Genomic DNA, 14,416 nt, shown 5'->3' with positions numbered 1-14,416 from the left:
TGCAACTCAGGTTAAAACTCTTTTTGTATCCAGTTACGCAATTTATCGAAAAAGCCAGTTACAGATGAGCGTTTAGGTTCATTATAATCGCTATCGTCGCTAGACTGCATGTCTCTTGCGTAATGAAGTAATCCAACTGCCGTAGAATGGTACGGCTCTTTTACATAGTCAGTTAATCCGCTGACTTCGAGCGGTTTGCCGACCCTTACTTGATTGCGGAATACGCGTTCCGCACATTCTACCACTCCGTCCATTTGCGCAGCACCGCCAGTGAGTACAACTCCCGCAGCCAGATGGTGCTTGATACCCTCTTCGCGCAATTTTGCTTGTACAGAGTCGATAGTTTGGTTAACCAGTCCCATAAGCTCAGAGTAGCGTGGCTCAATCACTTCTGACAACGTTTGACGTTGCAGGCTACGTGATGGTCGTCCACCTACGCTTGGTACATTAACCGTGTCATCCTTACTGACCAGTTCACTCAAAGCACAGCCATATTTGACTTTTATTTCTTCAGCATCGCTCACTGGCGTGCCAAAAGCAAAAGCAATATCACTGGTTACAGCATTTCCTGCGTACGAAAATACTTCTGTGTGACGTAACGCACCGCCAGTCCAGATGGCCACATCCATCGTGCCGGCGCCAATATCAACCACACAAACTCCAAGCTCTCTTTCATCCTCGGTGATTACTGCATTGCTAGCAGCAAGCCCAGAAAATACGAGTTGTTCTACTTTAAGGCCGCAGCGTTCTACCGCCTTAATAATGTTGCGTGCCATGTCATTATGGCATGAGATAAGGTGGACACTCACTTCCATTCTTACCCCAGATAAACCAAGCGGATTTTTGATTCCCTCTTGGTAATCAATGGTGAACTCTTGCGGGATCACATGAAGAATTCGCTGTTCATCACCGATTTTAATCGATTTTGCGGTATGGATAGCGCGATCCATGTCTTCTTGAGACACCTCTTCATCAGAAATCGTGCCCATACCTTTTTCAATTCGGCTTGCGATATGCTTACCAGACAACGAAATGAAGACTCGGCTGATCTGGCACTCTGCCATTAATTCAGCTTGATCAATTGCACGTTGTACTGATTTTACAACCGACTCCAAATCATTCACGCCACCTTTATCCATGCCGCGTGAGGGGCTACTACCTGCGCCAATAATATTAATTTGACCGTCTGGTAAAACCTCACCCACTAGAGCCGATACGGTTGCAGTGCCTATATCAAGACCAACAATAATGTTGTCATCAGCGGCCTTAGTCATCTGTACTCTCTTCTAACTCTTGTTCAGGAAACCAACCAACTGCGGCTCCTGTATCGTACCTAAGATCGATATAACTGATTCTTTGCGTGTCACTGCCAAGCTTGTTATAGAGCTTAAAAAAGCGCTCTATACGCTCAAGAAGAGACTCTTTACCGAGCTCTAATCGAATACCGTTATCAAGGATGATTTGCCAAGCTCGTCGCTCGTTTAATACCAGAGACGATATCGCTAAACCCAATTGCTGAAACTTAGGACTCAAATCACGGTAAGTCTGTAAGACTTCCGGCCCGCTATCTTTGGGTCCGTACAGCTTCACTTTTTCTTCTTGCAACAGAGCAACATCTCCATCAAAAACGAACCCGTTTTTATCTAACAGTTCGTTGCCATTCCAAATGGCTTCTGGTTGATGCTCCGTCAAAAAAACTTTTACTGTATCCGGCCACTGCTTTCGGATTGCGGCATGCGCTACCCATGGCAGAGCTTCGACACTTTGCTGTAATACATCAATATCCTGGGACATAAATGTACCGATGTGATCAATTCGACTAAATGCAGCCTGCACATCGTCAGCTTGGACATACTCCAGTTTCCCCTGAAGTACTATTTTGGAGAGAGGTAACCTTTGGTCATCCCACATCCAACTGATCGCCGCGTACAAAACAGAACTAATTAAAGTCACAACCACAACGAAAAATAACGCACCCAAGATTTTTTCTTGGCGACCACGGTTGTTACCCGTATTTGGTCGCTCGTCATTCAGTGCAATATTCAACAACGTCTTCGTTTCCTGACTTTTGTCGTGTACTTTTTACCCATATAATTACGCAGAGGTAAAAGTCTTGACTTTAACCTTGGGATTATACTGAGCTCTTGTAAACTATCAAACACTGATAGCAATAAATCACAATGATATTGACGCAAAATCGAGATCTGAGTCTTTATCTGTCCTTCGCGTCAACAATATGTGTCAGCCAAGCATCTTGTTTATATTCAATTTAAGACTTGCCAGCTGTTTCGCCACTTTACCAATATCACCCGCACCTTGCGTTAAGATTAGGTCGCCGTCTTGTATAACGTTAGCTAAAACTGAAGGTAATTGCTCGATTTCTGGAACAAAAATCGGATCTACCTTGCCTCGGCTGCGAATTGTGCGACATAAAGCGCGCCCATCAGCACCTGCAATCGGCTTTTCACCCGCTGCGTAAACATCCAGCATGATCAATACATCCACCTGTTCAAGCACATTCGCGAAATCATCGTACAAATCACGAGTACGGCTATAACGGTGCGGTTGGAAAATCATCACCAAACGCTTGTCTTGCCAACCACTGCGTGCTGCATTAATGGTTACATCCACTTCTGTTGGATGATGGCCGTAATCATCAACAAGCATTGCATGGCCGTTGCCAGTATCAAACTCGCCAAGGTGATCAAAACGTCTTCCCGTACCTTGCGTACCAGCCATTGCCTTTAGGATCGCATCGTCTTCAATGTCATCTTCAGTAGCAACCGCAATCGCAGCAGACGCATTCAATGCATTGTGACGACCTGGAATATTCAGCGTGATATCTAAGTTAGCTCGCCCTTTACGTACTACCGTAAATTTGCCTTGCTGCCCCTCTTGACGATAATCTTCAATACGTACGTCGGCATCTTCAGAAAAACCGTAAGTTATCACTTGACGACTAATACGTGGGATTAACTCTCGAACCACAGGATCGTCAATGCAAACAATTGCTTGGCCGTAAAACGGTAGATTATGAAGGAAATCGATGAAGGTTTGCTTTAAGGTTTCAAAGTCACCACCATAGGTATCCATATGATCGGCTTCGATATTGGTAACAATGCTCACCATTGGTTGCAAGTGCAGGAATGACGCGTCACTTTCATCTGCCTCTGCAATTAGAATACGACTCGAGCCTAGACGCGCATTTGTACCTGCGCTTTTCACCAAACCGCCATTCACAAACGTTGGATCAAGACCGGCTTCAGAATAGATTTGAGTAACAAGAGCGGTCGTCGTGGTTTTACCGTGTGTACCCGCAACGGCAATACCGTGACGGAATCGCATCAATTCAGCCAACATCTCTGCGCGGCGTACAATAGGGATGCGTAATTCACGTGCCGCCATCACTTCTGGGTTTTCTTCGTTGATCGCCGTTGACACAACAACCACACTGGCTTTTTCTACATTACTGGCTTGATGACCGATAAATACCGTCGCACCTTTTGATACCAAACGCTCTGTCACAGCGTTCTCTGATAGATCAGAACCTGTGATTTGGTAGCCTTCGTTCAACAGCACTTCTGCAATGCCGCTCATGCCCGCACCACCAATACCGATGAAGTGGATGGATTTCACGCGGCGCATCTCTGGCACCATTGCGCGAATCTGAGCTAAGTCTTGTGTATGTTGGATTGTCATCAATTCTATTCTCAATAATTCGGTTAACGCTTTTCGGTCAAAGCGACAATGGCTTGTGCGACAACTCGGTCAGCATTCAATTTTGCAGCGCCACGCGCTTGCTCAGCCATTGTAAGTAAAGCTTGGCGATCCAATTGTTGGATCTGCTGAGTCAGAGACTCAACGGTTAAATCTGGTTGTTCAATCATTTTCGCCGCGCCGCAATCCACCAAGTGGTCTGCATTAAGTGCTTGCTGGCGGTCTTTGTGCATGAATGGAACAAAAATAGCGCCTACACCTGCCGCCGAGACTTCAGATACGGTTAACGCTCCAGAGCGACAAACTAAAAGGTCAGCCCATGCGTAAGCTTCTGCCACGTCATCAATGAATTCCATTACTTCTGCATTTACCACACCATTAGCTTGGTATGCTGCATTCACTTCTTCGGCGGCACCTTTACCCGCTTGATGACGAATACAGTAATCTTCGCCCAATTTCGACATCACTTCTGGCAGAGTTTGGTTAAGAATACGTGCGCCTTGGCTGCCACCCATCACCAAAATGCGAATTGGACCTTGGCGCTCTTGCATGCGCTCAGTTGGCGCTGCTAATTGAGTCACGTCTTCACGAACTGGGTTCCCAACCACTTCGGCATTTGGAAAAGCGCCTGGGAAAGCCTGAAAAACCTTCTTAGCGATTTTCGATAACCATTGGTTCGTTAAACCTGCTACTGCATTTTGTTCATGCAGAACAACAGGAATGCCACTCATCCAAGCGGCAATACCACCCGGGCCGCTAACATAACCGCCCATACCAAGCACTGCGTCTGGCTGCCAGCGTTTCATGTGAGCACGAGCCTGCATAATGGCATTGATAATTTGAAATGGTGCTGCAAGAAGACGTTTAACGCCTTGACCTCGTAACCCTTTCACTTTGATAAAGTCGATTTCAATGCCATGTTTTGGCACCAAATCCGCTTCCATTCGATCCGCCGTACCTAGCCAACGGATCTCCCAACCTTGTTCTTGAAGCTGTTTTGCTACCGCCAAACCTGGGAATACGTGACCGCCAGTACCACCAGCCATCACCATCAAACGTTTATTTTGTTTCATTAGCTTGTTGTTCTGATTGTTGTTGCTCGCGTTTCAAGCGGCATTCGTAATCGATACGCAGTAGTATGGACACTGCGACGGACATAATTATTAGACTAGAACCACCATAACTGATGAGTGGAAGTGTTAAACCTTTAGTTGGAACAATACCGGCGGCAGCTCCAACATTAACCAAGGTTTGAAACGCAAACCAAATACCAATTCCGAAAGCCAGATAACCTCCGAACATTTCGCCTTCTTCAAATGCACGCTTGCCGATGTAAACCGCTTTTAGCACCAAGCTAAAAATCAGCATTAAGACCAGCACTACGCCTACGAAACCAAGCTCTTCAGCAAGTACGGCAAACACAAAGTCGGTATGCGCTTCCGGTAGATATTCCAGTTTTTGAATTGAATTACCGAGACCTTGTCCGAACCATTCACCACGACCAAACGCCATCAAAGACTGAGTCAACTGATAGCCACTACCAAACGGGTCTTCCCACGGGTCAAGGAAGGAGGTTACACGTCGCATACGGTATGGCTCGACGAGAATCAAACCAACGACAGCACCGATACCTGCCACCATCAAGGCGAGAAACTGGGTTAGTTTTGCACCTGCGATAAAAAGCATGCCAAACAGCGTGACCAGCATCACGACCACCGTCCCCAAGTCTGGCTGACCAAGTAGTAATACTGCGAAGAAGGCAAACACCATGATTGGCTTCATAAAGCCACCAAAGAACGTTTGTCGTACTTCGTCTTGCTTTCGAACTAAGTAACCAGACATGAAGATAAACAGCGATAGCTTCGCGACCTCCGCTGGCTGAAGGTTAAACAGCCCGAGGGGAATCCAACGAGACGCACCATTAACCGACTTACCCGCCAAAAGCACGATGATCAACAGTGCGAAAGAAGCCCAAAGTAAGTAATGGCTCTTCTTAAACCACTCTTGCAAAGGCACTTGCAAAATAACAGCGGAGGTCCCTAACGCCAGCACGAGAAACGTCGCATGACGAAACATAAAGTGGAACGGCTGTTCCGTTAATCGAGAGCTGATTGGAAATGATGCAGAGGTTACCATGACCAAACCAGTCAACATCAAACCCAGTGCAATCCACACTAACTGACGATCAAACATCGCCTCTGGGGCTGGATGCTTGAGCCAATTGCCAATACTGCGTTTAACGTTACCTAAACCCACGAAGTGTGTAACCTTTAATTATGCATATTTCTGAGCAAGAGCAGCGAAAGCATCACCTCTTGCCATAAAGTTGTCGAATTGATCAAAGCTAGCACATGCAGGAGACAGCATCACCATATCACCTGGTTTTAACTGCGAAGATACTTGTTGAATCACATCTTCCATAGTGTCGAAACGTATTGCAGATTCATGCAGTGGCATAAATTCATCGCCATCAGCGCCAAAGCAACACAGTTGCAAGTTAAGCGTCGCGAAGATCGGTTTTAATGGCGAGAAGTCAGCGCCTTTGCCAACACCACCAACGAGTAAGTAGAGCTTGCCTGTCGATTCCAAACCAGATAGCGCAGCCATAGTGCTGGCAATATTAGTTGCTTTAGAGTCATTCACCCATTTAACGCCTTGATTATCCGCAACCACCTGGCATCGGTGTGTCAGTCCCGTGTAATTTTTAAGTGCATTCAATGCGTTGTGATAGTTTACGTCCGCAGCTTTTAATAGCGCTAAAGCAACCAGAGCGTTAGATAAGTTGTGCTTACCAACCAACTTAAGCTCATCACTTGCGACAACTCGTTGACCGTGATCGAGCAGCCAAGTACGGTTGCCATCCACCTCGAGACCAAAGTCCTGATTGTCGCTGCCAAATGTCACCAATGGCATCTCTGCGTCTGGGAAGGTTTCTTGATCATCACGGTTCACGACTGCAAGAGCAGCATGGTTAAAAATACGCAACTTAGCTTGTCGATAGTCAAACATGCCTTGATAACGATCCATATGATCTTCAGAAAGATTCAGAAACGCAGCGGCTTTGAGCTTTAAGCTTGACGTCGTTTCTAACTGGAAGCTCGAGAGTTCGAGTACATATAGGTCTGCGTCTTGTTCTAACAAATCCAGTGCAGGCACACCGATGTTACCACCAACGCCAACATCCAAACCTGCAGCCTCAGCCATCACACCTGTGAGGTCGGTTACTGTGCTCTTACCGTTTGAGCCCGTAATCGCAATCACCGGTTTCTGCACCGCCCAAGCGAATAACTCGATATCACCTACTACTGCCGTACCTTTTGCTAATACGGCTTGGATCTCTGGTGTCGCTAGCGCAATACCAGGGTTGGTCACGATAAGATCCGCGTCAGAAAGCCAGTCTGTATTCCAACCACCACTATGCAGTTGAACACTTTCCGGCAAGCGCTCTGCACCTGGAGGGTTTACACGAGTATCAATGACTTTGACCACAAGTTGTGGCTGATTTTTTCTTAGGTGTTTAACGACAGAGAGCCCGGTAATACCGAGCCCTACGACGACAACACTATGTATGTTTTGCCAACGTTCCATATTTGATCACACTGTAAATCTTATTCTTGGAAAGTGCGATTAACGCACTTTCAATGTCGCAAGACCAATCAGAACAAGAACCATAGAAATAATCCAGAAGCGCACGATTACGCGAGGTTCTGGCCAACCTTTCAATTCGTAGTGGTGGTGAATTGGTGCCATACGGAAAATGCGCTGACCACGTAATTTGTAAGAACCTACCTGTAGGATGACTGATAGCGTTTCCATCACAAATACGCCACCCATGATCACCAACACCAACTCTTGACGAACTAGAACAGCAATGGTGCCCAATGCCCCGCCAAGCGCTAGTGAACCTACATCGCCCATGAACACTTGTGCTGGGTAAGTGTTAAACCACAAGAAACCAAGGCCTGCACCTACGATTGCTGTACATACGACAACTAACTCAGAAGCATGTGGTAAGTATGGTATATGAAGGTATTCAGAGAAGTTAACGTTACCGGTCGCCCATGCAATAACCGCGAAGCCTGCTGCAACAAGAACCGTTGGCATGATTGCCAAACCGTCTAGACCATCAGTCAGGTTAACCGCGTTACTTGTACCTACAATGACAAAGTAAGTCAAAATGATATACATCAAACCAAGCTGCGGCATGATGTCTTTAAAGAATGGCACCACTAGCTGAGTTGCTGCTGTGTCTTTACCGTAAGCATACAATGCGAAAGCGACGACAAACGCGATCAACGACTGCCAGAAGTACTTCCAACGCGCGATCAAGCCATCGGTATTTTTGCGTACCACTTTACGATAATCATCAACAAATCCGACCGCACCGTAGCCAAGTAAGACTGTCAGTACCGCCCATACGTAAGGGTTGGATAAGTCTGTCCATAGCAAAATCGTGATTGAGATGGCCGCTAAGATCATGATACCGCCCATTGTTGGGGTACCACGCTTACTAAAGTGAGATTCCGGACCTTCATTACGCACTACCTGACCAATTTGCAGCATTTGCAAACGCTTGATCATGATTGGTCCCATCCATAATGACAGACCTAGAGCGGTTAATACGCTTAGGATTGCTCGAAAAGACAAGTATTCAAACAATCGGAAAAAAGACAGGTATGGCTGTAGCAGCTCGGCAAGCCAAATAATCATTAATAATACTCCTTCAAAGCAGCAGCGACTTCAAACATACGTGCACCGTTCGCTCCTTTCACCAACATCGTATGGCTTTCAGGAACGGCTTGGTCTAGATGCTGCTTGATGTATTCAATCATCTCTTGGTGCGTCTCAAAATGAATGCCTTGGCAAAGATCACTGATCACCTTGGCGTCTGCACCATATGTGAGAACATGTTCAAATTTTTGTGGGGCAGCATGTTCCCCGACTTGACGATGAAGTGCAAGACTTTCCTCGCCCAATTCCGCCATATTACCTAAAATCAGCCAACGTTGACCTGGGAAAGCGGCCAATAAATCAACTGCCGCTTTCATGGCTGGCACGCTCGCGTTGTAGCTGTCGTCAATCAATTTTATCTTTTCGCTCAGCGCTTCAACCTCGACGCGACCTTTCACTTTGTTCAAATGTTTAAGGCCAGCACGAACCTCTTCTAATGTGGCGCCCATTTGTAACGCAATAATAGAAGCAGCGATCGCATTCGCAACGTTGTGTTGACCTATAATACCCAGAGACAGTTCAATTTCTTGTGAGCTTGCTGCGATATGTAAGTCAAAGCTTGCTTCACCTGCGGCGTTCAATACGATGTTAGAAGCGAAGAAGTCTGCATCAGTATTACTTTGTGAAAAAGTAATGACTTTCTTATCTGCTAACACTTCATCCCACTTGGCTTCACCATTGCTGTCTAGGTTAACAATCGCAATACCACCAGCTGAAAGGCCTTGGTAGATTTCACCTTTGGCTTGTTTCACGCCATCAATAGAACCAAAGCCTTCAAGGTGAGCGGCGGCTACATTGTTCACTAACGCGATATCTGGTTTTACTAACTGAGTCGTGTAAGCAATTTCACCTATATGGTTAGCACCAAGCTCAATCACGGCATAATCATCATCCTGCTGTGAGCGCAATAATGTCAACGGAACACCAATATCATTATTGAAGTTACCCGCAGTGAATAACACTTTGCCTTTCAATTGCAGGATACTCGCAACCATTTCTTTTACGGTCGTTTTACCGCAACTTCCGGTGATGGCAACGGTAGGTGTTTTGCATGCTTGATGCACCCAAGAAGCAAACTCACCCAATGCAAGTTTGGTATCCGACACCACAATTTGCGGCACATTCACATCTAAGCGTTTTTCTACGAGTAAAGCACCGGCACCTGCATCTACCGCTTGTTGGCAAAAGTTGTGCGCGTCAAAGCGCTCCCCTACTAACGCGACAAATAGAGCCCCACGATCAATCGTTCGTGTATCAGTAGAAACCGCGTCGATAAGTAGATCGTCGCCGAATCGCTCGCCACGAGTGATGTCTGCAATTTGAGATAACGTTACTTTGATCATGAGGTCAATCCTAAAAGTTGCATTGCGGACTCGCGGTCGGAGTAATGAATCGTTTCGCCATTACGAATCTGATAATCTTCATGGCCCTTCCCTGCTAACAAGATAATGTCGTTTGGCGAAGCATTTTCAATGGCATAAGACAGTGCTTTGAAGCGGTCATGCTGAACAATCGCTTCAGCAGGTTTTGACAGCCCAGCTAACATGTCTTTCACAATCTGAACCGGGTCTTCGCTGCGTGGGTTATCGTCAGTCAACACCACTCTGTCGCCTAGACGCTCTGCAATTTCCGCCATCATTGGGCGCTTACCTGCATCGCGATCGCCACCACAGCCAAAAATAGCCCACAGCTGGCCTTCACAATGAACTCGTAAAGCTTGCAGCGCTTTTTCTAAAGCATCAGGAGTATGGGCATAATCGACCACGACTTTGGCACGATCCTCAGTTTGGAATAACTCCATTCGGCCGAGTACAGGTTGCAGTTGACCTGCGGTTTCGAGTAACGCTTGTTTCTCTTTACCTAAGCTTAATAAGGTCGCAAAAGCGAGCATTAAGTTGGTTGCATTAAACTCACCAATCAATGGCGCGTGCAATTTACCTGAGCCAAACTTACCATCGAACTTAATAGTAATCCCTGACTCCGCGTAACTGACTTCCGTCGCCCAAATTGCGCTTTCAAATTCAGTGTTCGGCTTGAGCGAAACAGCGACCGCATTACTTAACTGCGACGCCCATTGATGACCTACTTCATCATCAGCATTGATAATGGCACGTTCACATTGGTGTTGCGTGAACAACCCAAGCTTTGCATTGGCATACTCTTCCATCGTGCCATGATAATCTAAGTGGTCACGACTTAAGTTAGTAAACACGCCCGCCGCAAATGATAGTGCTTTGACACGACCTTGCGTCAGGCCATGGGAAGATACTTCTAGCGCGGTGTATGTGGCTTGTTGATTTGCGAGAGAGGAGAGCGTTTTCTGAATTTCAACGGCATTCCCCGTTGTATTCGCAGCTTGTTGCAAGTTATTGAGGAAGCCATTTCCTGTTGTTCCCATTACCGCCGCTTTATGGTCAAGCAGTTCTAGCCATTGCGCTATTAACTGGGTAATGGTGGTTTTGCCGTTGGTGCCGGTGACACCAATCAAATCCATATCAGGGTAAGCATAGAGCTTTCCAGCAATTGCGGATAAACGTCGGTCCAACCTATCAATGTAAATGACAGGAACATCATCAATGATTTCCACCGTACCATGTGTTTTGACATCGCAGGCTTGCGCCAGGGCTGCATTTGCACCTTGCTCAATTGCAGAGGCAATGAATTTACGCCCATCCACAACATGGCCAATCACTGCTACAAACGTGGTTCCAGGTTGAACTCTTCGGCTGTCGAGCTCCAATTCAGAAACAAGAACGGACGATAAGCTAGGGCAATCCACCCAAGGGGAAAGCAGCACGTCCATACTGATGGCTTTAGTCATATTTGTTCTCCGAGCTTTGGCTCAGGTTTTCTTAATTTTGTTTGCTCAGTAAACCACAGGGCTTACTGTTGGAATTTGTTTTCGTCAGGTGCAACATTGAGTATTTGTAGCGCGCCTTTCATGATTTCAGAGAAGACAGGAGACGCTACCGAACCACCATAATAGTCATCGCCTTGAGGCTCATTTACGATCACTACTAAAGCAATTCGCGGATCGCTAACCGGAGCAAGCCCAGCCGTGTAGGTGATGTACTCATCGCTGTACCCACCAGCAGAAGCTTTACGTGATGTACCCGTTTTCGCTCCCACTCGATAACCAGGAACTGCCGCTCTGCGAGCCGAGCCCCCTTTTTGAGTTACGGTTTCCAACATGTCTAATACTTGACGCGCATACTTCGCACTCACCACTTGACGTGACATGTCATGATCATTGCTTTCAATAATATGAATAGGCTCGTATTTGCCAAGGTTTCCAAGCGTCGCATAAGCATGGGCTAGCTGGATTGGTGTAATTGATAGACCGTAACCAAACGCAATCGTGGCGCGCTCAATTGGCGACCAACGAGTTCGTGTAGGAAAAATACCCGTCACTTCCCCAACTAGGTTTAGGCCAGAAAGCTCACCAAAACCCACTGAACTGTACAGCCCAAGAAGCGCCTCTACCGGCATTTGCATTGCTAGCTTCGTCACACCGATATTACTCGACTTTTTAAGGATCGTGGTCAAGCTCGCTTTGCCTACGCGAGAGACATCTCTGACTCGACTACCACCTAAACGTAGGACACCATTACCGGTATCTACGATGGTATCTTTATCGGCTATCCCATTTTCTAAGGCGGCTAAAATAACGAAAGGCTTAATGGTCGAACCGGGCTCCATTGAGTCCGTGATCACTCGGTTACGCATTTGATAGCTTTGCCAATCGCTACGATTGTTAGGGTTGTAAGAAGGAGCATTAACCATGGCCAATACGGCGCCCGTTTTTACATCCAACATGACAACAGAACCTGAAGTGGCGCGGTGGTCCGCAACGGCTTGCTTAATCGCACGATACGCAATCGCCTGTAGACGCTGATCGATAGTTAACTGAAGTGATTTACCTTCTTGCTTGTCTTGCCAAGCAATGTTTTCCACAACACGACCATAACGGTCTTTACGAATAGTTTTCTTACCCGCCGCGCCAGTGAGCCACTCATCGTAGCTACGCTCCACACCTTCTAGGCCATGCCCGTCAATGCCTGTCACACCGACTAAGTGAGCACTAACCTCACCTGCAGGATAATAACGACGAGATTCCGACTTAAGGCCAACACCTGGCAGCTTTAACTCACGAATATAGTTCGCCATGGCCGGACTGACCTGGCGCTGCAAGTAGATAAAGCGGCGTTTTTCATTGCGCTTGATTTTGTCTATTAACCCTTGTCGGTCAATACCAAGAACATCCGCTAATGCATGCCAACTTTTGGTCTGGCTTAACGCGTTTTCTTTAAATATCGTGGCAGGATCTGCCCAAACCGCCTCAACCGGTACACTGACAGCAAGCGGCTCACCATTTCGATCCGAAATAATACCGCGAGCAGAAGGAATGGATTTAACACGAACCGAACGTAGGTCACCTTGTTTAATCAGGTTATCTGGCTCAATGATTTGGATGTAGGCTACGCGTGCCACCAAAAGGGCAAATGCACAAAAAACAAAAAACAGTAATAGATGGAAGCGCCAACGAATCAAGAAAGATTCTTCGACCGCCACTTTCACTGCTTTGTTATCGGTTTTCTTATCCCCCGTAGCCGCTTTCTCTTTTGCTACAGGTTTACGCTTATTGGCTTGTTTCGTGTTGGATTTTTTTCTAATCATTTGAGCGTGACAACCACTTCTTTATCGCCATCAGGTCGTTTCATTTCAAGTTCTTTTTTGGCAAGGTCTTGAACACGACTGTGTTCCGCGAGGGCAGTTTCTTCCAACATTAAGTTACGCCATTCGCTATCTAATCGTTCTCGTTCAACCAACGTATGGTCTTTCTCGGTAATCGCTTGACGCGCATGGTGGGTAGCAAATACCACTCCCATTGCCGATGCCACGATCAATAGCAACAACAGTAATGGCCAGCGACCAACAGTGAGGAGATCTGTTGCAATCAACTTAGCAAGATTAGGAGTGGATTTCGTCATAATAATTAAAGCTTTTCCGCAATTCTTAACACAGAGCTGCGCGAGCGAGGGTTCATTTCAATTTCTTGTTTGCTTGGCTTAATCGCTTTGCTCACCGCTTTCATATTCGCACTACCAAGAGCACGAATTTGCTCTTCCGTCATTGGAATACCGTGTGGCACTTCAGGCCCTTTGCTCTCTTTACGGATAAAACGTTTGACCATACGGTCTTCCAGAGAGTGGAAGCTAATCACAGATAAACGGCCTTCAGGAGCCAGAATGCTCGCCGCGCCTTTAAGTGCCGTATCAATTTCTTCTAACTCACTGTTGATGTAAATACGAAAAGCCTGGAAAGCACGAGTCGCAGGGTGTTTTTTCTCTTTAAAACTTTTCGGTGCGGCATCTGAAATCAATTTTGCCAGCTGACCAGTGCGAACCATTGGCTCATTTTCTTCATCTTCACGGTAGGCAACAATCGCTTTTGCAATACGGCGCGCATGTTTATCTTCCCCGAACTCGCGAATGACCCAAGTGATATCATCGAGGTCTGCTTCCATCAACCATTGAGATACTGGAATACCTGATGTCGGGTCCATACGCATATCTAACGGACCATCTTTCATAAAGCTAAAGCCACGCTCTGCGTCGTCTAACTGAGGAGAAGAAACGCCTAAATCCAGCAGAACACCATCCACTTTTCCAACTAGTCCATACTCTTCAGCATACTCAGCAATACCAGAAAATGGACCATGAATAATGGTGAAGCGAGGGTCATTGATTTTGCCTGCCTCAGCGATCGCTTGAGGGTCACGGTCGATACTGTACAGTCGGCCATTTTCACCGAGTTTAGATAGAATTGTCCGGCTGTGACCGCCACGGCCAAATGTTCCATCAATATAGACGCCGTCTGGTTTGATAGCTAAGCCATCAATGGATTCATTTAATAACACGGAAATATGTTGGAAGGTTTCGGTCATAGCTTTCTCGTTGAATGATCT

At 46.5% G+C, this 14,416-nt stretch carries 12 protein-coding genes; all 12 read right to left on the bottom strand.

The window, feature by feature from the left end; all coding sequences use genetic code 11:
- Nucleotides 1-11 precede the first annotated feature (11 nt).
- The 12 genes from ftsA to rsmH all read right to left on the bottom strand — a co-directional run bounded on the left by ftsA (nt 12) and on the right by rsmH (nt 14,395).
- Nucleotides 12-1,274: a cell division protein FtsA gene (gene ftsA / locus R7E42_RS15420; protein ID WP_005372946.1), complete on the bottom strand. Its 1,263-nt coding sequence runs from the start codon at nt 1,272-1,274 to the stop codon at nt 12-14.
- Nucleotides 1,267-2,049: a cell division protein FtsQ/DivIB gene (locus R7E42_RS15415; RefSeq protein WP_005387393.1), complete on the bottom strand. Its 783-nt coding sequence runs from the start codon at nt 2,047-2,049 to the stop codon at nt 1,267-1,269. The genes ftsA and R7E42_RS15415 overlap by 8 nt, the downstream gene beginning before the upstream one ends.
- A 192-nt stretch (nt 2,050-2,241) precedes the next feature.
- Nucleotides 2,242-3,699 carry a UDP-N-acetylmuramate--L-alanine ligase gene (murC, locus tag R7E42_RS15410; RefSeq protein WP_161441153.1) on the bottom strand — a complete coding sequence of 486 codons (1,458 nt, stop codon included), beginning with the start codon at nt 3,697-3,699 and terminating at the stop codon, nt 2,242-2,244.
- Between the two features lie 23 nt (nt 3,700-3,722).
- Nucleotides 3,723-4,790, bottom strand: a complete 1,068-nt coding sequence (murG, locus tag R7E42_RS15405; RefSeq protein ID WP_158159555.1) for an undecaprenyldiphospho-muramoylpentapeptide beta-N-acetylglucosaminyltransferase — start codon at nt 4,788-4,790, stop codon at nt 3,723-3,725.
- The gene (gene ftsW / locus R7E42_RS15400) at nt 4,777-5,973 is read right to left on the bottom strand and encodes a cell division protein FtsW (protein WP_005372933.1); all 1,197 of its coding nucleotides are present in this window, start codon (nt 5,971-5,973) and stop codon (nt 4,777-4,779) included. Before ftsW ends, murG begins: the two co-directional genes overlap by 14 nt.
- Before the next feature lie 18 nt (nt 5,974-5,991).
- Nucleotides 5,992-7,305 carry a UDP-N-acetylmuramoyl-L-alanine--D-glutamate ligase gene (murD, locus tag R7E42_RS15395; RefSeq protein ID WP_213966852.1) on the bottom strand — a complete coding sequence of 438 codons (1,314 nt, stop codon included), beginning with the start codon at nt 7,303-7,305 and terminating at the stop codon, nt 5,992-5,994.
- Nucleotides 7,306-7,344: 39 nt separating this feature from the next.
- A complete protein-coding gene (gene mraY, locus R7E42_RS15390) occupies nt 7,345-8,427 on the bottom strand; it encodes a phospho-N-acetylmuramoyl-pentapeptide-transferase (protein ID WP_005372931.1) in 1,083 nt (360 codons plus the stop codon).
- Nucleotides 8,427-9,791: a UDP-N-acetylmuramoyl-tripeptide--D-alanyl-D-alanine ligase gene (locus tag R7E42_RS15385; RefSeq protein WP_213964145.1), complete on the bottom strand. Its 1,365-nt coding sequence runs from the start codon at nt 9,789-9,791 to the stop codon at nt 8,427-8,429. Before R7E42_RS15385 ends, mraY begins: the two co-directional genes overlap by 1 nt.
- Nucleotides 9,788-11,269, bottom strand: coding sequence for a UDP-N-acetylmuramoyl-L-alanyl-D-glutamate--2,6-diaminopimelate ligase (gene murE / locus R7E42_RS15380; RefSeq protein WP_318072800.1), 1,482 nt, complete (start codon nt 11,267-11,269; stop codon nt 9,788-9,790). Before murE ends, R7E42_RS15385 begins: the two co-directional genes overlap by 4 nt.
- 62 nt (nt 11,270-11,331) lie before the next feature.
- Nucleotides 11,332-13,125 carry a penicillin-binding transpeptidase domain-containing protein gene (locus tag R7E42_RS15375; protein WP_086046525.1) on the bottom strand — a complete coding sequence of 598 codons (1,794 nt, stop codon included), beginning with the start codon at nt 13,123-13,125 and terminating at the stop codon, nt 11,332-11,334.
- A complete protein-coding gene (ftsL, locus tag R7E42_RS15370) occupies nt 13,122-13,439 on the bottom strand; it encodes a cell division protein FtsL (protein ID WP_005372920.1) in 318 nt (105 codons plus the stop codon). The genes R7E42_RS15375 and ftsL overlap by 4 nt, the downstream gene beginning before the upstream one ends.
- 5 nt (nt 13,440-13,444) lie before the next feature.
- Nucleotides 13,445-14,395: a 16S rRNA (cytosine(1402)-N(4))-methyltransferase RsmH gene (rsmH, locus tag R7E42_RS15365; protein WP_017633610.1), complete on the bottom strand. Its 951-nt coding sequence runs from the start codon at nt 14,393-14,395 to the stop codon at nt 13,445-13,447.
- Nucleotides 14,396-14,416 lie beyond the last annotated feature (21 nt).

The sequence above is a fragment of the Vibrio sp. Vb1337 genome (genome assembly GCF_033338715.1).
Taxonomy (GTDB): Bacteria; Pseudomonadota; Gammaproteobacteria; order Enterobacterales; family Vibrionaceae; genus Vibrio; species Vibrio alginolyticus.
The sequence above is the reverse complement of the archived record's forward strand: the minus strand, read 5'-3'. Positions and strand labels throughout refer to the sequence as shown.

Coding starts and splice junctions, on each gene's coding strand:
- murE (WP_318072800.1), bottom strand. CDS start 11,269: ATGACTAAAGCCATCAGTATGGACGTGCTGCTTTCCCCTTGGGTGGAT.
- rsmH (WP_017633610.1), bottom strand. CDS start 14,395: ATGACCGAAACCTTCCAACATATTTCCGTGTTATTAAATGAATCCATT.
- mraY (WP_005372931.1), bottom strand. CDS start 8,427: ATGATTATTTGGCTTGCCGAGCTGCTACAGCCATACCTGTCTTTTTTC.
- murC (WP_161441153.1), bottom strand. CDS start 3,699: ATGACAATCCAACATACACAAGACTTAGCTCAGATTCGCGCAATGGTG.
- R7E42_RS15375 (WP_086046525.1), bottom strand. CDS start 13,125: ATGATTAGAAAAAAATCCAACACGAAACAAGCCAATAAGCGTAAACCT.
- murD (WP_213966852.1), bottom strand. CDS start 7,305: ATGGAACGTTGGCAAAACATACATAGTGTTGTCGTCGTAGGGCTCGGT.
- R7E42_RS15385 (WP_213964145.1), bottom strand. CDS start 9,791: ATGATCAAAGTAACGTTATCTCAAATTGCAGACATCACTCGTGGCGAG.
- ftsL (WP_005372920.1), bottom strand. CDS start 13,439: ATGACGAAATCCACTCCTAATCTTGCTAAGTTGATTGCAACAGATCTC.
- ftsA (WP_005372946.1), bottom strand. CDS start 1,274: ATGACTAAGGCCGCTGATGACAACATTATTGTTGGTCTTGATATAGGC.
- murG (WP_158159555.1), bottom strand. CDS start 4,790: ATGAAACAAAATAAACGTTTGATGGTGATGGCTGGTGGTACTGGCGGT.